19 protein-coding genes are annotated in these 20,366 nt (G+C 62.5%); 6 read left to right on the top strand and 13 right to left on the bottom strand.

The features are described from left to right. Positions 1–515: 515 nt before the first annotated feature. Entirely contained in the window at positions 516–1,034 is a 519-nt protein-coding gene (locus LT42_RS01970; protein ID WP_037009475.1) for an Hcp family type VI secretion system effector, read from the top strand. A gap of 117 nt (positions 1,035–1,151) precedes the next feature. Here LT42_RS01970 and LT42_RS01965 read toward each other — a convergent pair whose 3' ends face one another. After that, positions 1,152–2,324, bottom strand: a complete 1,173-nt coding sequence (locus tag LT42_RS01965) for an aspartate aminotransferase family protein (protein ID WP_037009474.1) — start codon at positions 2,322–2,324, stop codon at positions 1,152–1,154. Positions 2,325–2,422: 98 nt separating this feature from the next. Between LT42_RS01965 and LT42_RS01960 the strand changes: the two genes are divergently transcribed. The 3 genes from LT42_RS01960 (at position 2,423) to LT42_RS01950 (ending at position 5,790) form a co-directional block, all read left to right on the top strand. Beyond that, the gene (locus LT42_RS01960; RefSeq protein WP_037009472.1) at positions 2,423–3,325 is read left to right on the top strand and encodes a LysR family transcriptional regulator; all 903 of its coding nucleotides are present in this window, start codon (positions 2,423–2,425) and stop codon (positions 3,323–3,325) included. A gap of 222 nt (positions 3,326–3,547) precedes the next feature. Beyond that, entirely contained in the window at positions 3,548–4,561 is a 1,014-nt protein-coding gene (locus LT42_RS01955; protein ID WP_037009469.1) for a zinc-dependent alcohol dehydrogenase family protein, read from the top strand. Between the two features lie 290 nt (positions 4,562–4,851). Further along, positions 4,852–5,790 carry a PI-PLC domain-containing protein gene (locus LT42_RS01950; RefSeq protein WP_276209480.1) on the top strand — a complete coding sequence of 313 codons (939 nt, stop codon included), beginning with the start codon at positions 4,852–4,854 and terminating at the stop codon, positions 5,788–5,790. Here the strand turns inward: LT42_RS01950 and LT42_RS01945 are convergent. The 3 genes from LT42_RS01945 to LT42_RS01935 all read right to left on the bottom strand — a co-directional run bounded on the left by LT42_RS01945 (position 5,777) and on the right by LT42_RS01935 (position 8,292). Beyond that, positions 5,777–6,094 (bottom strand): hypothetical protein, encoded by a 318-nt coding sequence (locus LT42_RS01945; protein ID WP_037009467.1) that lies wholly within the window; start codon positions 6,092–6,094, stop codon positions 5,777–5,779. The two genes, LT42_RS01950 and LT42_RS01945, sit on opposite strands and share 14 nt — an antisense overlap. Before the next feature lie 254 nt (positions 6,095–6,348). Further along, positions 6,349–6,786, bottom strand: coding sequence for a DoxX family protein (locus LT42_RS01940; protein ID WP_037009465.1), 438 nt, complete (start codon positions 6,784–6,786; stop codon positions 6,349–6,351). Between the two features lie 102 nt (positions 6,787–6,888). Beyond that, positions 6,889–8,292 (bottom strand): MltF family protein, encoded by a 1,404-nt coding sequence (locus LT42_RS01935; protein WP_037009464.1) that lies wholly within the window; start codon positions 8,290–8,292, stop codon positions 6,889–6,891. Positions 8,293–8,488: 196 nt separating this feature from the next. On the opposite strand from LT42_RS01935, the gene LT42_RS01930 reads away from it, so the two are divergent. Together LT42_RS01930 and LT42_RS01925 are read left to right on the top strand one after the other, a co-directional pair. Continuing rightward, entirely contained in the window at positions 8,489–9,325 is an 837-nt protein-coding gene (locus tag LT42_RS01930; RefSeq protein WP_037012770.1) for a TatD family hydrolase, read from the top strand. Between the two features lie 112 nt (positions 9,326–9,437). Then, positions 9,438–9,659 carry a hypothetical protein gene (locus LT42_RS01925; protein WP_052074958.1) on the top strand — a complete coding sequence of 74 codons (222 nt, stop codon included), beginning with the start codon at positions 9,438–9,440 and terminating at the stop codon, positions 9,657–9,659. 155 nt (positions 9,660–9,814) lie between these two features. Here the strand turns inward: LT42_RS01925 and LT42_RS01920 are convergent, their stop codons facing one another. The 9 genes from LT42_RS01920 to kdpC all read right to left on the bottom strand — a co-directional run bounded on the left by LT42_RS01920 (position 9,815) and on the right by kdpC (position 20,313). Beyond that, positions 9,815–10,609 carry an acyl-CoA thioesterase gene (locus LT42_RS01920; protein ID WP_037009462.1) on the bottom strand — a complete coding sequence of 265 codons (795 nt, stop codon included), beginning with the start codon at positions 10,607–10,609 and terminating at the stop codon, positions 9,815–9,817. A 158-nt stretch (positions 10,610–10,767) separates the two neighbouring features. Beyond that, the gene (locus LT42_RS01915; protein WP_037009459.1) at positions 10,768–11,547 is read right to left on the bottom strand and encodes a CHAD domain-containing protein; all 780 of its coding nucleotides are present in this window, start codon (positions 11,545–11,547) and stop codon (positions 10,768–10,770) included. Positions 11,548–11,568: 21 nt separating this feature from the next. Next, on the bottom strand, positions 11,569–13,569 hold the full coding sequence (locus tag LT42_RS01910) for a transglutaminase TgpA family protein (RefSeq protein WP_037009456.1): 2,001 nt from the start codon (positions 13,567–13,569) through the stop codon (positions 11,569–11,571). A gap of 13 nt (positions 13,570–13,582) precedes the next feature. Further along, the gene (locus LT42_RS01905; protein WP_037009454.1) at positions 13,583–14,539 is read right to left on the bottom strand and encodes a DUF58 domain-containing protein; all 957 of its coding nucleotides are present in this window, start codon (positions 14,537–14,539) and stop codon (positions 13,583–13,585) included. Next, positions 14,536–15,453, bottom strand: a complete 918-nt coding sequence (locus LT42_RS01900; RefSeq protein WP_037009452.1) for an AAA family ATPase — start codon at positions 15,451–15,453, stop codon at positions 14,536–14,538. The genes LT42_RS01905 and LT42_RS01900 overlap by 4 nt, the downstream gene beginning before the upstream one ends. Positions 15,454–15,611: 158 nt before the next feature. Beyond that, on the bottom strand, positions 15,612–15,890 hold the full coding sequence (locus LT42_RS01895) for a hypothetical protein (RefSeq protein WP_037009450.1): 279 nt from the start codon (positions 15,888–15,890) through the stop codon (positions 15,612–15,614). Positions 15,891–16,069: 179 nt separating this feature from the next. Beyond that, positions 16,070–16,759 (bottom strand): response regulator, encoded by a 690-nt coding sequence (locus LT42_RS01890; RefSeq protein ID WP_037009447.1) that lies wholly within the window; start codon positions 16,757–16,759, stop codon positions 16,070–16,072. Positions 16,760–16,820: 61 nt separating this feature from the next. Beyond that, on the bottom strand, positions 16,821–19,478 hold the full coding sequence (locus LT42_RS01885; RefSeq protein ID WP_037009444.1) for a sensor histidine kinase: 2,658 nt from the start codon (positions 19,476–19,478) through the stop codon (positions 16,821–16,823). Positions 19,479–19,746: 268 nt separating this feature from the next. After that, on the bottom strand, positions 19,747–20,313 hold the full coding sequence (kdpC, locus tag LT42_RS01880; protein ID WP_037009442.1) for a potassium-transporting ATPase subunit KdpC: 567 nt from the start codon (positions 20,311–20,313) through the stop codon (positions 19,747–19,749). Between the last annotated feature and the right edge of the window lie 53 nt (positions 20,314–20,366).

The following is a 20,366-nucleotide window of genomic DNA, read 5'->3' as shown; positions in this document are numbered from 1 at the left end:
TATTTATTCGGCAAGGTGTAACAAAACGTCTACAGGGCAGAGGCCGCAGATACTACGGAGCACAACTAACACTATCAAGTGCTAGATAAGCGAGGCTAGCAGACAATTAGTGTAGGAAATTTCTCCAAGTTTCTTGTCGGCCACTCATAACCTCCAGCACTTAACCCAAAGAATCACCCATGACACCATACGCGGCCGAGGCTGCCACCATAAGGCCGGTATGCGCAGCAACCTGCCCTACGAAGAGCGGTGAGAAGACGACGCATCGGCGCGAACGACTTATGCGGCAGTGCTCTTGAGTGAGTGCGCAGGATATTGCGCAGTGCCGGGTGACTAACTGCGCATATGCACCCTTTTGAATAACCTCTTTAGAGGGCGACATTGTTGTTGCGCATTTAAATAAGGAGTTAATGGCCAAATTTGGTTAGCTGGCATGACACTTGATAAAACACATCGCGCCCACTGGGTGAATCGTCTGGTGGGTATTCCGTTTATGCAAATCAAGGAGCAACATAATGGCCACACCCGCTTATATGTCCATCACGGGCACCAAACAGGGTCTTATCACTGCGGGGGCTTTCACTGCTGATTCAGTGGGCAACACTTATCAGGAGGGGCATGAAGATCAGGTCATGGTTCAGGGGTTTCAGCATGAAGTGATAATCCCGCGCGACCCGCAATCCGGCCAACCGACCGGGCAACGCGTGCATAAGCCGGTGAAAATCACCAAGGTGTTTGACAAATCGTCTCCCCTGCTTCTGGCGGCGTTGACGTCAGGCGAGCGCCTCACCGAAATCACCATCCAGTGGTACCGTACATCCGCTGCCGGCACCCAGGAGCACTACTACACCACGAAGCTGGAAGACGCGATCATCGTCGACATCAACGATTACATGCACAACTGCCAAGACCCTTCCAACGCGCACTTCACTCATTTGGAAGATGTGGAATTCACTTACCGTAAAATCACCTGGACCCACGAAGTTTGCGGTACTTCGGGCTCCGATGACTGGCGCTCGCCGGTTGCCGGCTAAGCACAACTAGGCACAGCCAGGTACCGCCAGGTACAGCTAAACAGACCTCGACGCCGGTAACGGCGTCGAGGTTTAACGCATCGGCGTTCCTGAGGGAACACGTTCCTCCACTGAGCTTCACTCCCCAAACGCCCCAACCACCCCCGCGACAATCCTGTCCACATCCGCCTCATCGATAATCAACGGCGGCAGCAGCCGGATGGTCTGTCCGCGCGTAACATTGATCAACAGGCCATGCTCCCGGGCAGCGATCAGACACAGGTCACGCACTGGCCGCTTCAACTCAACGCCGATCATCAGCCCCAATCCCCGCAGGTCCACCACCTCAGGGTGCCCGGCCAATGCGTCGCGTAACTTCGCGAGCAGGCGTTCGCCCTGAACCGCTGCGTTATGCAGTAGACCCTGTTCTTCAACGATGTCCAGCACCGTGCAGCCCACACGGCAGGCCAGCGGGTTTCCACCGAACGTGCTGCCGTGACTGCCAGGGGTGAACAACCGCGCTACCGCAGCCGTCGCCAGACACGCGCCGATGGGGATGCCGTTGCCCAGCGCTTTCGCCAGCGTGATGACGTCGGGCGCGATGCCCTCGTGCTGAAACGCGAACCAGCGGCCGGTGCGGCCGATGCCGGTCTGGATTTCGTCGAGCATCAACAACCAGGCGTTGTGGGTGCAATGAGCGCGCAAGGCTTGCAGATACCCCGGCGGCGGCACCGCCACGCCGCCTTCTCCCTGAATTGGCTCAACCAGGACCGCGACGATGCGTTCGCCATACAACCGTGTCGCGCGCTCGACCGCGGCCATGTCGCCGAACGCAACTTTGACGAACTCCCCGGACATCGGCTGATAGCCGAGCCGTGCGGCACCGTTGTCGCTGGCCGATAAGGTGCCGAGGGTGCGGCCATGGAAGGCGTTGTCCATGACCATCACCAGCGGGTGTTCTATGCCTTTGGCCCAGCCATACAAACGCGCCAGCTTGAGTGCCGTCTCGTTGGCCTCGGCACCCGAGTTATTGAAAAAAACCTGCTCCAACCCCGACAACTGCGTCAGCCGATGGGCCAGTTTCTGCTGCCAGTCGATGCGGTAATGGTTGGAGGTGTGCAGGAGCATCCCGGCCTGCTCGCTGATGGCGGTAACGATTTTCGGGTGACTGTGGCCCACATTGGTCACGGCCACACCCGCCACGGCGTCCAGGTATTGCCCCCCGCTGTCATCCCACAGTCGAGCGCCCTCGCCGCGCACGAAGCTCAAGGCCATCGGTTTGTAGGTGTTCATCAGGCAGGCGGCGGTCATGGCGGTGGCTCCATCAGGGGAATGATGGCCAGTATCGTTAGCCGCCTCTGGTGTATAAAGGGGCCTGGACTTCAATGACTTTAAATCAGGGCTTGATAATGGACGTGTTTCTGGCCATGACCGTGTTCGTTAAAGTGGTGGAAGGTGGCAGCATGACGGCGGCCGCGCGCGAGTGCGAAATGTCCACGACCATGGTGGGCAACCATCTCAAAGCATTGGAGCAACGGCTGGGCGTGAGCCTGCTGCAGCGCACCACCCGACGACAGAATCTGACGGAGTTCGGCCTGCAGTATTACCGGCGCTGCGTCGAGGTGCTGGGGCTGGTCAACGATTCCGAACGCATGGCCGAGCAGGCCCAGACCGAGCCCAGCGGCACTTTGCGCATTACCGCACCGCCTGCATTTGGTGCTGAGCGGGTGTCGCCCATGCTCAGCGACTTCGTCCAGCGCTATCCGCAGATCAAGGTCGAGGTCGTGCTCAGCAACCAAACCATGGACTTGGTCGAGCACGGATTCGACGCAGCCATCAGGCTCGGCACCCCAGAGTCATCAGCGTTGATTGCGCGTCCGTTGCAGGATTACACCCTGACCATCTGCGCAGCGCCCGCCTACCTCGAACGCTGCGGCACGCCCACGTCAGTTCATGACCTGCGCGAGCACAATTGCCTGGCCTTCGCCTACCCGGCGGGTGATGACTGGCGGGCCAGCGAGAAACTCTGGCGCCTCACCGGCCCTGAGGGCGTGCTGGAGATTCCGGTGTCAGGAAACATGATTGTCAACAGCACCCCGGCATTGCGCCAGGCGGCGGTCGCCGGCATGGGCGTGACGATGCTGCCGGACGTGCTGATCAGCGAGGACCTGGCAAGCGGAAAGCTCGTGCCGCTGCTGCAGGACTACCGGCCACCCAGCCGTTCACTGTGGCTGATGTACCCGCAGGACCGCTATCGGTTGCCCAAGGTGCGGCAATTTGTCGAACACGCCCTGCTGGCCTGGGGCAAATAATCCCCCTCACACTGGGCGCGCTACCTTTTCCAACAACGTGTACACCCTGCCCTCCGGAATACTCGCCGAGCCAGAAAAACAGGCCTGCGCGCCTGATCGCCGGAGATGGGACAGAGGCGAATTGATAGCACGCATGTCGGGTATCGACCGACACACATAGTGCCGCAGGGTTGGCATCGATACAGTCGTCGCAACACACAACGACAGGCATCGAGGTTTAAAATGTCACGCGCCATCAAATTCCATCGCTTCGGCAAAGCCGATGTCCTCAGTTGCGAAGAGCAACCTGACCGAGCCCCTAGGCCACGGGAAGTGCTCGTGCGTGCCGAGGCCATCGGCATCAGCTGGGACGATGTGTTGTGGCGCCAGAACCTGGCATTGGCACCTGTCCAGTTGCCTGCAGGACTTGGCAGCGAGATGGCCGGCGTTGTCGAAGCCGTGGGTGCTGACGTGGCCGACCTCAAGGTGGGCGACAAGGTGGCGAGCTTCAAGGCCATGAGCGCCAATCAGTACCCAGTGTGTGGCGACCACGTGGTGGTGCCGCGCAATGCGCTGACGCGTTATCCCGAGGTCTTGAGCGCGGTTGAAGCCAGCGTTCATTACACGCCGATGCTGCTTGCATGGTTTGCCTTTGAACTGGCCTCCGTGCAACCGGGCCAGACAGTGTTGATTACCGACGCGACTTACAGCCCCGGCATTGCCTTCGTGCAGTTGGGCAAGGCGTTGGGGCTGCGGGTGATTGCCGCGACGGCCCACGCGCAAGACCGCGACTACCTGCTGGCCAACGGCGCCGAACGGGTCATCGTCACCGACGAAGACGACATCTGCCTGCGCATCGAATCCTTGACCCACGGTCACGGCATCGAGGCGGTATTTGACGGACTGGGCGGCATGCAGATGTCGATGCTCGGCGACGTGCTGGCGCCACGCGGTAGCCTGGTGCTGTACGGTCTGCGCGGCGGCAACAAGACGCCCTTCCCCGCGCTGCAGGCGTTTCGCAAGAACATGCGCTTTCATGTGCATTGCCTGGAAAATTTCACCGGCAAGCCGGAGCTTGGCATCGAGCAGAATGAGCCTGCCGTGCAACGTGCCCTGCAGGGGATCAACGCGATGACAGCGGACGGTCTGCTCAAGCCGGACATTCATCGCACCTGGCCGTTCGAGCAGTTCGGCAAGGCCCATCACCACCTGGACAATCATCCCGTGCGCGGACGCGTGGTGCTCAGGGTGAAGTGAGTGGCGTGGGAAGGCGTTATCGCGGGCGCAGCCAATCCCGGCGCACCGCTCTGATCGACAGCGGCAGGGGCGCGATCGTCAGCGAAGCAGTCTCTGCATCCAACGCAGGTGTATCGCTCAAACCTTGGCAGCCACTTTGCGCCGTGGTGCTCTCACATCCGGCAACGGTTAGACCCCGGCCGCAGGATTGACGCCAGCGCAGCGACGGCCAGACTGGCTACAGGATTCGAGCGAAACATCGCTCAGGTTGCTCCGCCCAGGGAGCTCAAGACACGTCAAGGACTGACTGTATGACCCTCAACTTATCTGCTGCGGCGCGCTCAGCGCATTTCCACTGGATGGCGCAGCCCCCCGAGCTCGGCGGGTTGCGCATCGACCAACTCATTTTGCCCGGTAGCCACAACGCTGGCAGCGACAAACTCTCCCCAAACTCAGGCATCCCCCAGGAAAAAGCTCAGGACGTCTCGCCACTGGAGCAGCTGCGCCAGGGCGTGCGCGCGCTGGACCTGCGCGTCGCCTTTTACGCCCGGTACGAGAGACATGACCCACGGCGATTCCAGCTGTTTCATCTGACCTCATCAGGCCGCAACGTAGTGGTCGACATCCTGCAGGCGGTTGACGGATTCTTTGCAGAACTGGAGAAAAATGGCGTGCCTGCGAAGGAAATGGTCATCCTGGACTTCCATCAGTTCAAGGATTTCTCGCCGCCCGTCCATGAGGAGTTCCAGAACCTGCTCATGCGCGGCCTGAAACCGAGGCTTGTGCCAACAGCCGTGAACGCGTGGTTGCTCGACGACATCTGGCGTGACCATCCAGGCCAGAATGTCATCTTGGCCTACAACCATGGCGCGGCCAGCGAACACCTGTGGCGGGGCGTCAAACAGCGCTGGCCGGGACAGAACCTGTTCAACACCAACACCTTGAAAGCGTTCGTCAACGAAGTCGCGCTGGAGTACAAGCCGGAGGGCAGCCTGACCGCCATCCAATGCGCCAAGTACTCGCTGCCGCTCCATGCCCCCACCGATCTGAGTCTGAAGATCAACCAGTGGTTCGCGTCGGAGGATGAACACAGCTTCATCCAGAATTTCTACATCATCAACACGGATTGGACGTTGCGCAGTGAACTGATTGCTCACTGCCGTCATGCCAACGAAATACGCGCGCGCTTCAAGCGCCAGCACCCTGACCAGCCCTTGCAACCCAAGCGAAGAGCGGTCAGCAGCGCGTGATCAAGCCCTGTCGAGCGACGCGGACCAGCTGGTGGATCACCGCCTGCGCGCGTTCGGCTGCAGGTGCCTGAATAACGGCCAGGTCGAACTGGTCGTTGCTGAAGCGCTCCAGGGCGTCGTCGGTTTCGATGAATTGAATGAGAAAGGCGTGCGGGCCGCCCTGTCGTCGCGGCCAGCCGTCCAGGTAACGCAGCAGGGTCGGCTGATGGGCTCCGCCAAGAAGGATTTGTGGATTACGACGATTGAACTGGCTGGCAATAGGTGCCAGGCGAACGAGGGGACGCGGGTGGGAATGACTGCTCATAGTGTCGTTTCTCTGCCTCATTGATCCGCTGGGCAGCGGTGAGAGGCAACACCGAACCAGCGCTTTAGCGGAATTTCGATAACCGGCCAGCGTTATCAGGCGCCCCGCAAGTAGCTGTTTAAATCGGCGCATGAGCAGCATCCTAGAGAAGCGATGCGGGCACTGTCAATCGACTGATTCGATCAACGTAGGGTCTGACCTGACGCACAAAAAATCCCGGTCTCTTTCGAGCCCGGGATTTGTGTCTGCAACGATCAGCGGCGTGCGATCAGGCGGTCCAGTGACAGCCGCCCTGCGCCCTCGAACAGCACGGCCACTGCGCCGGCGATCAGTGCCAAACCAAACTCGTACCCGTTGTTGGCCATGAACAGGCCGTTGTGGATGTGCACCGAAAGAATCGCCACCACGAGCATTACAATCACGACCAACGCTGCCGGCCTTGCCAGCAAGCCCACAAACAGGGCCAGGCCGCCGAAGAATTCCGCGCTGCCGGACATCAGCGCCATCAGGTAGCCCGGATTGAGCCCCAGGCTGGCCATGTATTGGCCGGTACCTTCCAGGCCGTAACCGCCAAACCAGCCGAACAGCTTCTGGCTGCCATGGGCCATGAGGATGATGCCGACCAGAATCCGCAGTCCGGTGATGCCAAAGCCGGCGTGGGTAGTGAAAAGCGATTTGAGTGAGGTGTTCATGGCGGTTAATTCCGTTTGATTTGAGAATGGCGCCATCATAATCGGATCTATGAATGTTACTACCGCAAAATGCACGTCATTTATATCGATTTTTCAGATTGGTTAACGAGACGACGGACGCTCAAGCGAACTACGCGCCTGGTCGAACGCCAGGTAGTACTTGTTCACGCTGTTGACGTAGCTGACGACGTTCTTGCCGCCCTGCTCCAGCGCGACCCGTTCCACCTGAAAAAACCACTGATTGGGGTTTAGGCCTTGCCGCTTCGCTTCGGCGCGCATGGCTTGCACACGTTCCGGGCCCAAGTTATAAGCCGCCAGCGTAAACGCCATGCGTTCGCGTTCGTTGATCTTCGGGCTGGCGAAGAACGTGCGGCGCAACATCGCCATGTAGCGGCTGGCCGCCTGCACGTTGCCATCCAGGTCATGGATGTTGTCCACGCCCACACGCTGCGCCGCGGACGGCGTAATCTGCAGCAAACCGGTAGCCCCGCTGCCGCCTTTGGCGACCGGGTTGAGCGCGGACTCTTTAAACGCCACTGCCGCGAGGTCGAGCCAGTCCATCTTCTGCTTGTCGGCGTGCAATTGCAGCGTAGGGCGCAGCTTTTCAAGGCGCTGACGGTCTTCGCGGGCCAACGGGTTGTGAATCTGATAGCGGTCCTTGTAAGCGTTCTGAAACGCAACGTCCTGATTGCGGGGTGGCGCATAGGTTTGCAGAAACTGATCGACCGCACCGCGCAGCATCACCGCGTCCTTGCGCACGAACCAGTTCATGTCGCCTGGCTCACTCAGGGCCGCGGCGCGGTCGACACGCAGTTTAGGCATCACGCGCGCCCAGCGTTCGGCGATGGGTTGCTCGACCACAGTGAGGTGGTAAACGCCGGCCTGAACCATTTCCAGCACGTCTTCCACCGCCAGGCTCGGATCGACCCACTCGATCTTCACCGGCGGCAATTTGCGCAGGGCCAGTTTCTGATTGAGTTGCAGGATGGCTTCATCGGCCGCGCTGCCACTGGTCAGCATCAGCGTGCGCCCGGAAAGCTGTTCGGGGTGCTTGAGCGCGCGTTCGCCTTTCACGCCCACCACCACCAGCGGCACGTGGCTGACCACCGGTTGCGTGGCCTCGACATAGCGGGCAGCGCTGGCGTCCAGCAGTTCGCCCGGGGCGACAATATCGCCCTCCCCGCGCTGCAGTGCGGCAAGCAACTGGTCCTTGGCTTTGGGAATGAGCTTGAGGGAAATCTTCTGGCCATCGCGGGCATGGCTGTTGAGATAGGTTTCGAACGCTTGCAGGCGACGACACTCGACGCCCAGCGGTTCACCCTGCACCTCTGCCGAGCTGTTGCGGCTCTGGTTGACCAGCACACGCAACACTTTAGCGCTGCGTATCGCAGGCAGGTCACGCACCTGGTTCTTCTTGATCACCACGGGCGGACCGGCGGGCCGCGGCGACGCATGGGCGGGAACCGCCACGACGCACAGCAGCGTGAACAGGGAGGCTCGGATCATTGATGCTCCGATGAACAGCCGAATAAGCGGCTTGAAGCCTGCGCCTGGCAGCCAGGCGGCCCACGGCGCGTGCAGCGGCGTGCGTCCGATCGGGCGCTGTCACAGGATGTGGGTGATGCAAGCAGTTGGCCTGCCTGTTTTTTATCGCACCAGTCGCTCTGGTATTCTTCTCGGCCTCTGGCCTGAAGGTAGCACCATGCAACTAATCGACATTGGCGTCAACTTGACCAACGCAAGCTTCGCCTCCCGCGAACGCGAGGTCGTGGACCGCGCGTACGCGGCCGGCGTCAGCCAGTTGATACTGACCGGGACCGACATTGAGGGCAGCGAACAGGCCCTTGCCCTGTCGCGCCGACTGGATGACAGCGGCGAGCGGCTGTTCAGCACTGCCGGCATTCACCCCCACTCCGCAAGTGCATGGACCCACGAAACCGAACGCCAGCTCAGCGCGCTGCTGGCGGAAAAATCCGTGTGTGCCGTCGGCGAATGCGGGCTGGATTTCAACCGTGACTTTTCTCCTCGCCCGCAGCAGGAAAAAGTGCTGGAAGCGCATCTGGCCTTGGCGGTGGAATTGCAGCTGCCGGTGTTCCTGCATGAGCGCGACGCTGATGAGCGTCTGCTGGCCATCCTGCGCGAATTCCGCGATCAGCTTCCGGCGGCCGTGGTGCACTGCTTCACCGGAGAGAAGCGTGCGTTGTTCAGCTACCTCGATCTGGACCTGCACATCGGCATCACCGGCTGGATTTGCGACGAACGCCGCGGGACACACCTGCACCCTCTGGTCCGGGACATTCCGCGCGGTCGTCTGATGCTGGAAAGCGACGCGCCGTACCTGCTGCCGCGCACCTTGCGGCCCAAGCCGAAGAACGGTCGCAACGAACCGGCCTACTTACCCGAAGTCCTGCGCGAAGTCGCACTGCATCGGCAAGAAACTCCGGCCGAGGTGGCAGCGCATACCACCGACTGCGCTCGCGAGTTCTTCGGGTTGCCGACGGTCTCGCACGCGGACGAACCCTCCTCCGCTGAGCGCTGATCTGCCGCCTATCAGGCTGATAGCAATCCTCGATTCGCTGAAGTGAACCTTGGCGCCTATTCTCACCTCTATCAAAAACACTTCTTATTCAGGTTTCAACGAGGGGAGCATCATGCCCAAGTTCATTACGGATCTTCATATCGGGGAATTCTTCAGCGGGTCGCGCAAGGAAGGTCTGCCTTCTAACGCTGTGCTGTCGTCACTGGCGTTCCCGCTGTCCATTGTTTCCGGCCTGCTGTTGCTGGACGGTGCCCTGAGCAGCAGCCTGACCTCAGCCGCCATCGGCATTTTAGGTCTGGTCGCAGCCCAAGCCATCAAAGCCAGAGGCCAGTAAACGGCCTCTGCGTGAAACGGTTCCAGGTCGTCACCAGCGAATGTCCGCTCCGCTGACGCCTGCCAGGTTAATCCGCAGCGCGACCAAGCTGCGACTGCGCCCACGCTGCAATCAGAACCCCGCTCATCGGCAGAACAGGCTTCAGATCCCGACTTTCAGCCAAACACCGTCACCGTCTGGCGGCTCATAGCTACCAGCTCCCCTTGTGGCCCCCACAACGCCGCTGCGGTATGTCCATAGCCGTCACGGGCGTGCTCAATCTCGGCTCGATATTGCGTCCAGTCATGGGTCGTCATCGCGGGTAACGGCTGCACAAACTCTATCGTCCAGGTCAACGAGCTCCCCGGCGCAGGCTTATTCAGATGCGGCAGCACTGCGGGCGGCCAGGTGTCGACCAGCGCGAGCAGGTGCGCCTCGGTCAGAGGCTCCTCCTCTACGTCCCTCAAACGGGCGTAGCCGCCAATGGCTCTGGACGGCGTCCCGGAAAACGGCAGCCCGCCCAAAGCCCAGCGCAGATCAATGTAGCGAAGGTATTCCGGCATGACGCCAGAAATGAAGGGAAAAGGCTGAATATCGCCCACCGCCTTGAACACCGGCGCAGGCTCGGCCTGGACGGAGACCATCGACGCCCGGGGCGCGCCGAAGCTGCCCTGAATCAACGTCATGACTTCGCCGTTCTGCACAGCGCGCCCCAGTACCTGGCTGACCGCCTTGCCTTCGCGCAGCACTTCCACCTCAAAAGAAATGGGCGTGTCGATCGCTGGCGGCGCGACAAAACAGATTGCCAGTGAGCGGACCGGACGCTCGGACGACACCTTCGCGCGCATCGCTTCGTATCCCAATGCAGCCATCAGCCCGCCGAAGCAGGCCCGCCCCTGGGCCCAGGATGCGGGGATGGTTACGGATTGGGGGTGAGTACGTACGGCGTCGAGCAGCTCGGAGAATTTCATGCGCGTTCCAGGGTGGCAGGCGGTGTACACGGATGTTAACGAGGCAGGCGCCGCAGGACAGGGTCTATAAGTGCCAACCTGCGGACCAAAGCATCCTGTCCTGCCTGTCCTGCCTCGCCTTCGCCTTCGCCTTCGCCTTCAGCGTTTTACGATGGTGCTTATCGAGGCGAATGCTTGCCAAAACAAGCCGTGTACAGCCGGTCCAATACTTCGTCGGACTTTTCCTCGGCGCGGCGAATTCCAAGCTCCCATCCCGCCACACAGGGCGCGAGGTCCCGCTGGTGCCGTGCCTGCTCCAGCCACTGCAGATGGTCGTGCCAGTCGCCCAGCGCGCCTTGCGCCGCTTTCAAACGACGCTGCATATTTTGGGGCTGATGGCTCAATTCAGGATAAGCCTCGGCGGCGTAGCGCACGCGTTTGATCAGCAGGCGCAGACGGTGACGGTCATGGGCGGGGTCGCCCATCGCCTGGCGCAGCTGCTTCCACTGTTTGTCCAGACGCTTTTCAATGCGCTGCTGCAGCTTATCCAGCTGACCATTGCGCTGCTGGGTGCGCAGCAGTGCTGGCAGCTGGTCCAGCACGCCAAGCAACCGATTGAGCTCGGTTGAGGTGGCAACATTGGGGCAGGCTTTTTCCAGGTACTGGGCGCGCTTGGCGGCTGCCTGGGGCAAACCCTGCTCGGTCAGGAACCCGGCCAGCACCTGCATGTCCCGCAGCGGCGTGGTCAGCGCGCCGACGTCCTTTGCCGAGGCTTCGACCTGATCCAGGCCCGGCAAACCGCGCAGAGGTCGCAGCACGCTGCGCAGACGCCTGACAGTGGTGCGCAAGTCGTGCAGCGCCTCACTGTCGGTGGACGCTTCCAGCCGCGCGTGGCAGGCCAGCAATTTGATGTTAAGGCCGATAATCTCGGCAACCAGGTGATCAACCATCGCTGACATTAAACACTCCTTGGCTGTTGATTAAGGCTGTTTGTCCTTCAACGAAGACAAACGCCACGGCAAGCTGCGGCGCAGGGATTTGAGGTGCTGGCGCAGCGTCGCGTGAGAACCACCTCCTCCCGCATAGCGCTGGGCCTGGAATTCCCGCACAAACGCTTCGATGGCCTGCGCCTGTGCGGGAAGCCGCTCGCCGGCGCGCCGGGCAAACGCCTGGGCACCCTCACCCGGCTGACGCTTAAGACCCTGCCGGGCCAGCAGACGTTCGAAACGGTTGAACACACGCAACTGGAAATCGCTCTGGCGCTGCCACGGTTTAAGCAGCCACAGCGCCAGCAGCCCGAGAATGATCATCGCCCCCGCCGCGAACACCGGCGCCTGAAACCCGGAAAACCAGCGCCCCAGTACCTGCAGCTGCTGCTGGCCCTGATAGCCCAGCACCCAGCGCTGCCAGCCGTAATTGAGGCTGTCCCAACTCATGCGAATCGAATTCAGCCACGCCAGGTTTCGGTAGCGCAGCGCTGACATGGGCGAGTCCCCGAGGAACTCCTCGTCCGCGGCGAGCGCCTGTTCAAGGCCTTGCTCGACACGCATCGGTGCGACCGCCGCCGTAGGATCGACACTGCGCCAGCCCACGCCCGCTTGCCAGTATTCAACCCAGGCGTGCGCATCGAACTGGCGCACGCTGAGGTAGTTGCCGTCAGGATTCAGTTCGCCGCCTTGATAACCGGTGACAACCCGGGCTGGCACCCCCGCCGCACGCAACGCAAAGGTCATCGCCCCGGCGTAGTGCTCGCAGAAGCCGGCGCGGCTGCCGAACAGGAAGTCATCGACGCTGTTGGCACCCAGGGATGGCGGCTTGAGGGTGTAGCGGAACGGCTGCGCGGTGAAATACGCAAGCAGCGCATCCACCACCATGTCGGCTGCGCCATGGTGCCGGTGCAGGTCGGCCGCCCATTCGCGCACCTGCGGGTTGCCTCTGGCCGGCAATTGCAACGCCTGCAGACGAGCGCCTTCGCTGAGCACTGTCTCGCGCACCGCATCGGGCCAGGACTCAGCGCTGTACAGCATCGATTGCTCAACCGGACGTCGACGCTGCCAGCGGAAATCGCTCATCTGGCGCACGCCGGCCACATCGGTTTGCCCGACGTCCAGGGTCATTAGCCAGGGCTTGCCGGTCGGTTCCAGTACTACGCTGTAGCGCACGCTCGGGCCTTCACGGCGCCAGGACGGTGCATCCGGCACCTGCGCCCTTGAAGACTGCGACCAGCGCCGGCCGTCGAACTGGTCAAGCGTCAGTGCTCGCCAGTACAGTTGATGACGGGGCGGCGGCGGACCCTCAAAGCTGGCGCGAAACGCCAACGCAGCGGATTTGCTCAGCTCGGCGATGTCACCCGGCGTCATGCTGTCGGAAAGGCCGGTCTGCGCTTTGTTGCTTGGCTGCGGCAAGGACCACAGCGGGTCAAGCCGTGGGAAGAACAGGAACAACAGCACCATCAGCGGCACGGCCTGCAGCAGTAACTTGCCGGACAGCTTCAATGTCGCGGTTGGCCTGCTTGAGACGCTCGACTGCTGCAGGCCGATCAGCGCGGCCAGCAGCGTGGTGATCGGCAGCAGAGTAAACAGGCCCCAGAGCAACGAGTCTTCGAAGAGATAACCGACTGCAATGCAAAAAAAGCCGAGAAAAATCAGCACCAGGGCATCGCGTCGGGTTTGCATTTCCAGCATCTTCAGGACGAAGGCCGCGATCAGCAAAGCCGCCCCTGCGTCCAGGCCGATCAGGCTGCCGCGCGCCAGGTAAATCCCGCCGGCGGTACCGACCAGCAGCCCCGCCTTGATCCAGGTGCCGGGCATGCGCACGCGCATCCGAAAGATCTGAATGCGCCAGAACGAGCACGCCAGCCAGAGGACCAGCAAGGCCACGGGCACATGCAGCGAAAACGGCACGATCACCAGCGCCTGGGCGATCAACAACCAGTTGAGGCTGACGCGCGGGATGGGCTTGCTCAGGCTTGCGGAGGTCATGGTTGTGGCCTGCTCATGCCCGCACCCCGTACAGCGCCAATTGGCGCAAACACGTCTCGCGATGGGCGTCACCGCTGTCCACGGCCGAAACGAAGCCTGGCAGACGCAGCGCAAAAGGCCGCTGGCGACGGGACAGCTCCAGTACCCAGTAGCAAAGCCGCGACAGCCGTTCTTCGATGTCACCGCCCAACGCCATGAAATCCAGGCACAGGTCGTGGCCGCTGAGGTCGCTGAACTCCTTGACCATCAGCGCCTGCCCGCGCGACCAGGCTTTCCAGTGCATGCGTCGCGTCGAATCACCCGGCTGCCACAGGCGCAGGCCCTGATAGTCATCGACGCCCGGCCCTGTCGTGGCGTGCCCTTCGTCCTCGGCGTGGGGCTGCACGCCCTGCAGCAGCGGCATCGTCCCGGCCAACGGCCTCGGGTAGATCAGCACTGTCTGTTCCAGGTCCAGCCAGCTCCAGGCGCGAAAGATGCCCAGCGGGAACACACTCTCCACCCGCAACCGCGGCGCCCGCAGCCACCCGCGCTGGAGGGCCGGCAGGGTCAGGCCCAACTCCACCTGACAATCGGCCGGTACGTCAGTCTGCTCCAGCTGTTCGCTGCTCCAGCCCAGAGCAATGGCCTGATGCCCCTGACCCGAGCTTTCAAGACGCAAGCGCAATTGCACCGGCTCGCCGACGAACACCGAGCGTGCGTGGCCGCCACTGAGGATCAACCCGCTGACGTTGCGATAGGTGTGCAGAATCGCCAGCACACCGACTGACAGCATGAGGAAGGTCAAACCGTAAGCCAGGCTGTTCTGGTAATTGATCGACACCAGCAACAGCAGAATCAGGACGAGCGCGTACGTCCCCCCTACGCGGGTGGGCAGGATAAAGATTCGGCGGTGGTCCAGCTCGACCCGCGACGCTGGCGGGATTCGGCGTCCCAGCCAGCGCTGCCAGTACGGTTTGAACGGTTCGATCACAGCACCGGCACCTCACGCAGTAGCCATTGCACCAGCGCGCCGCCGCCATGTCCGGTCGGGTCCGTGCGCTCGCGCAAGCGGTGGCCGATGACCGCGGGAAGAATGGCTTGCACGTCTTCAGGGATCACGTAGTCGCGGCCGGCGAGCAGCGCCCAGGCCCGTGCCGCCGACAACACCGCCAGGCTGGCCCGGGGCGACAGGCCATAGGCAAATTGCGGCTGGCTGCGCGTGGCATCGACCAGGCGCAGCACGTAATCGACCAGCGCGTCGCTGGCCCGCACCTGCCGCGCTTCTTGCTGAAGCAAGGCAAGCTCGGCGTGATCCAGCAACGGCTCGATACGCGGCAGCAGGTCGCGCCGGGATTCGCCCAGCAGCAGGGCTTTCTCCGCAGCGCGGGCGGGATAGCCCAGCGAAAGGCGCATTAAAAAACGGTCCAGCTGCGATTCGGGCAACGCGAACGTTCCGCCCTGACTGAAGGGGTTCTGTGTGGCGATGACAAAAAACGGGTCCGGCAACAGGCGCGTGGCGCCCTCGATGGTGACCTGCCCCTCTTCCATGGCTTCCAGCAGCGCGCTTTGGCTCTTGGGGGTGGCGCGGTTGATTTCGTCCGCCAGCACCAGTTCGGCGAAGATCGGTCCGGGGTGAAAAGTGAATTGCCCGGTCTCCCGGTCAAACACCGAGGTGCCGAGGATGTCCCCCGGCAGCAGATCGGAAGTGAATTGAATGCGCTGAAAGCTCAGGCCGAGCACCCGGGCCAGGGTGTGGCTCAGGGTCGTCTTGCCCATGCCGGGCAAATCTTCAATCAGAAGATGCCCGCCGCCCAGCAGGCAGGTCAACGCGAGCCTGACCTGAGGTTCCTTGCCCAGCACCACTTCGTTGACTGCGTTGAGACACGCATCCAGTTTTCTGCCCATCGGAAGGCCTCCCCAGGCGACTGCTCATGGCTGATAGGACTGCAACAAATGCCAGACGTGCAGCCACTGTAAAGTCAGCGTAGGCCTTTTCGCCAGAGTGAGATGGGGGAATTGGAGGGCCGCATCGCGGTGGCATGCACCGCGCGGGCAACAGCGGATCAACGACCGGCGCGGGACTCACGGATGTAGAAGCGGGCTTTCTCGGCTTTCTCGGAACAACCCTCGAAGGCCTCGAACTGCTGCTGGGTCTTGGCGCCAGTCAGCAACGACAGCGCCTTGGAGTAGCTGACCGTGCCGGCGAAACCTTCGGCCTTGGCCAGATCAAGCTCGTGCCAGGCGCCGTCAAGGTTGGTCGCACAACTGTCACGGTAGGCCGTTTTGCCGGCGCAACCGGTGAGAACCAACGCCAACAGGGGCAGGCAGATCCAGGCTTTCATGGGTGTTACCTCAACTAGGGAAATCAGCGATGCGGCTTTGACGGTGCGGCCCGGTAAAAGTGCCGCAGCGCAGGGAGAGGCACAATAGCGGTTTAGACCGTCGCGGTGTGATGAATCGGTTGCCTGATTCAAGCTGATTAATCACCTGATCCGGGCGTGCCTCGCAGTCGCATCTTCTGTTACACATTCACCAGCCTATAGCCAACGCCCGCTTCCGTGAGGATGTAGCGCGGCGCGGCAGGGTCGTCGCCCAGCTTTTGCCGCAGGTGACCCACCACGATCCGCAGATAATGGGTGTCCTCGACATGGGTCGGGCCCCAGATGTCCTTGAGCAGCTGCTGCTGGGTGATCACTCGCCCCGGATGTCGCGCCAGCTGCGCCAGCACTGCGTATTCCTTGCGGGTCAGCGCTACCTCGGCAGCCTCCAGGGACACCCGTCGGTACGCCAGGTCGATGTTCAACGCGCCGATCACCACCGCCGATTCCGCCTGACTGCCCTCCGGTGCCTGACGCAACAGCGCCCGCACGCGCGCCAGAAACTCCTGAATCCCGAACGGTTTGGTTACGTAATCATTGGCACCGGAGTCCAGTGCGCGGACCTTTTCACCCTCGCTGGCACGCACTGAGAGCACCAGCACCGGCACGTTCGACCATTCACGAAACTGGCTGAGCACGTCCTGCCCGTCCATGTCCGGCAGGCCCAGGTCGAGCACCAGCAGGTCGGGTTTGTTGAGCGCCGCCTGGGTCAGGCCATCACCGCCGGTCCCCGCCTCCAGCACTTTGTAGCCTTGTGACGCGAGGCTGATGCGCAGAAATTTGCGGATCTGCGGCTCGTCGTCAATCACCAGAATGGTCGCCGTCTGGCTCATGGGTGTCCTGTCATGGGTAAGACTCAGTTTCACAAGGGCGTCAGAGTAGCGCAAAGCCTATTCAGACCGCCTGGTCCATTTCTGCTTCGGGCTGTGTTTGCAGGGGCAGGTGCAGGCTGATACAGGTGCCATGGCCGTCAATGCCCTCCGCCACGCTGATGCGTCCGCCGTGGGCGCCGACCATGCCCTGACAAATCGCCAGACCCAGCCCGGTGCCCTGCCCGCCCCGGTCCCCGCGCGCGGCGGTGTAGAACATGTCGAAAATCTTCGCGCGCTCGTTTTCGGGAATTCCCGGTCCTTCGTCGCTCACGGCGAAAACCAGTGTCCCCTCCTCCTCGCTGACGCCTAGCTGCAATCGGCCGTTGACGGGCGAAAAGCGCGCCGCATTCTCGATCACGTTGATCAGTGCCTGCTCGATCAGCGCAGCATGCACGTACAGCAGCGGCAACTCGGCGGGCACGTGAGTGCTGACCTGCAACGGTGCCAGCACCGCGCGTAACCGGTTGAGCGCGCTGCCGACGATATCGCCCGGTGACACCCAGTCCCGCGCCAGCTTGAGGGCGCCATGGCCAAGGCGCGTCATGTCCAGCAGGTTCTGGATGTAGCGGTCCAGACGCTCGGCCTCGTCCCGGGTGCCTTCGAGCAGTTCACGGCGATCGTCCAGCGGAATCGCCTCGCCGAGCGCCAGCAGGCTGTCGATGCTGCCACGCATGGCGGTCAGCGGGGTGCGCAGGTCGTGGGACACCGAGGCCAGTAACGCGCTGCGCAGTTGCTCGGTTTCGCCGTGCAGACGCGCGGCTTCCAGGTCCTCGGCCAGCCGCGCCCGTGCCAGCGCCTGCCCCAACGGCTGACTGAGGGCGGTGAGCAAGCGTCGCCGCTGGACGCTGAAGCTATGGCCTTGTTTGGCACGGATGCCCAGTAACGCCAACGGTGCGTCGTCTACCCACAGCGGCAGCCACCACCAGTGACTCGACGGCAACGTGCCAGTGCCCTTGCCCGCCGGTTGACCGTGCTGCCACGCCCAGTCGGCCGCCGCGCGCTCAGGCTCGGAGAACTCGAGCGGCCCGCCCACCTCGACCTTCCAGCCCTGCTCGCGGTCGTTGTCCAGCACGCACAACTGCACTTCGCTCCAGCCGGCCAGATGATGATCGGCGGCAGACAGCACCGCCTGGCGGTCCGTGGCAGCGGTCAAACGTCGCGACAGGTCGAGCAACTCGCTGGTCTCTTCCTGGGTATCGCGCAGCGCTTGCAACTGACGGCGTTGGCGCGCCGCGAGGTTGCCGGTCAAGGCCGCCATCAACAGAAAGAACAGCAACGTCAGCACGTCTTCCTCGCGCTGGATGCTCAGCGAGAAATTCGGCGGAATGAAGAGAAAGTCATAGGCGAGAAAGGACAGCACCGAACAGACCATCGCCGGGCCGACACTGCTGCGCACGGCCACCAACAGGACGGCGGCGAGAAACACCAGGGAAATATTGGGCAGCGCCAGCCAGCCCGCCACCGCCCAGGCCAGCGCACTGGCGCCAAGGGTGGCAACCAGCGCCAGAGCGTAATCGAACCAGACCAGCGTGCGTGGCGATGTGGATTGCGGCTGATCGGGGCGTGACTCGCTGTCGAGCACGTTGATTTCCAGCCCGTGGGCATTGCGCAACAGGCGCGACGCCAGACCGCCACCCAACAGACGACGGCGCAGAGAAGGCCGCGACTGCCCCACCAGCACGAGGCTGGCTCGGCGTTCGGCGGCGTGTTGAATCAGCGTTTTCGCCACCTCTGCCGCGCGCAGCACCACCACTTCGCCACCCAGCCGTTCGGCCAACTGCTGCGCGCCTTGCAAACGGGTTCGCGCCAGTTCGTCGATAAAGCGTCCGTTATCGACATGCACCAGACTCCACGGCAGATGCCGGCGTTGCGCCACGCGGCTGGCATGACGCACCAGACGCTCGGCCTGAGCGTCGCCGTCGATACCCACCAGCAGCCGACCCCGCACCGCCGGCGCAGCCCGACCCAATTGCCGATAGCCCAGCGCCAGGTCGTCATCCACCTGCGCGGCGGCCGTCTGCATCGCCATTTCCCGCAGCGCAGTGAGGTTGGTCTGGGTGAAGAACGCATCAATGGCAGCCCGCGCTTGCTCGGGCACGTAGACCTTGCCGTCGCGCAGACGCTCCAGCAGTTCGCGCGGCGGCAGGTCAATCAGCACCAGCTCATAAGCTTCCTGCAGCACCCAGTCGGGCAGCGTCTCGCGGACCTGCACTCCGGTGATGCCGCGCACTTGATCGTTGAGGCTTTCCAGGTGCTGGACGTTGACCGTGGTGTAAACGTCGATCCCGGCAGACAGCAGTTCCTGAATGTCCTGCCAGCGCTTGGCGTGCCGGCTGCCGGGCGCATTGCTGTGCGCCAGCTCGTCGACCAGTACCAGTTTCGGCCTGGCCGCGAGTAGACCGTCGAGGTCCATTTCTTCGAGCATGACGCCACGGTATTCGGTGCGTAGCATCGGCTGTTGCGGCAGACCGCCGAGCAACGCTTCGGTCTCGGCACGGCCGTGGGTCTCGACGACACCGGCCAGCAGCGCAACACCCTGGCGCATCTGGGAATGCGCGGCCTGAAGCATCGCGTAAGTCTTGCCCACCCCCGGCGCCGCGCCGAGAAACACCTTCAGCCGCCCGCGATCGTCTCGGGGCAGGTTGACCAGCAAGGCGTCGGCGCGGTTGGTTGAATTCACTAAGGTTGTCCTGAGGTGTGGGATCGGGTTGATCGTTGTCCTGACTTACGTTGCGCAACGTCACAGATCTGTATCCTGGCCGAGGCCAATTGCAGGAGCGCACTTGCCCGCGAAGGAGGCGGTACATCCGATGCATCTCCATCGTCTGTACTCATGCATTCGCGGGCAAGCGCGCTCCTACAGTTCGGCGTGCGCCACAGGTCCCTGTCCGGGCCGAAACCCGGCGTACCCATTACCGAGGCCATGCCAGCCGAACGATCCAGCGGACTTAGTTCACGACCTTGCCAGACGGTAACCGATCCAGACCCAAGTTCAAATCCAGTACGTTCACCACCGGCGGGCCGATCAATGAGGTGCGGGTGTTCTCGGCGACCATTTTCTGGACTGCTTCACGCGGCAGGTTGCGCGCCGCGGCGATACGCGCCACCTGGTAGTCCGCTGCTGCGGGCGAGAGATGCGGGTCAAGGCCGCTGCCGGAGGTTGTCAGCAGGTTCAGTGGCACCGGGCCCTGATTTTCGACCTTCTCCCTGGCCGCATCCTCACCGACCCGCGTGGCCAGCGCCGGATTGCTGGGCGACAGGTTACTCGCACCGCTCGCCACCGTGGCATACGCGCCGGCGGAAGGACGTGGGTGGAACCACTCCTCGCCGGTGAAATTCTGGGCAATCAATCCCGAGCCGCGCACCTTCTCATGGTCGTCGTAGACCAGGCTGCCGTTGGCCTGTTCGGGAAACGCTACCTGTGCGACACCGGTCACTACCAGCGGGTAAGCCACGCCGGTGATCAGGGTCATCAGAACGATCAGGCTCACGGCCGGACGCAATACGCTGGACATCATTCATTCCTCGTGTGAAGTGAGCGCCGCGCGGGATCATTCACCGCGCAGCA

Source organism: Pseudomonas lutea (assembly GCF_000759445.1).
Lineage (GTDB): Bacteria > Pseudomonadota > Gammaproteobacteria > Pseudomonadales > Pseudomonadaceae > Aquipseudomonas > Aquipseudomonas lutea.
Note: the sequence above shows the minus strand (reverse complement) of the source record. Positions and strands in the feature narration are given on the sequence as shown.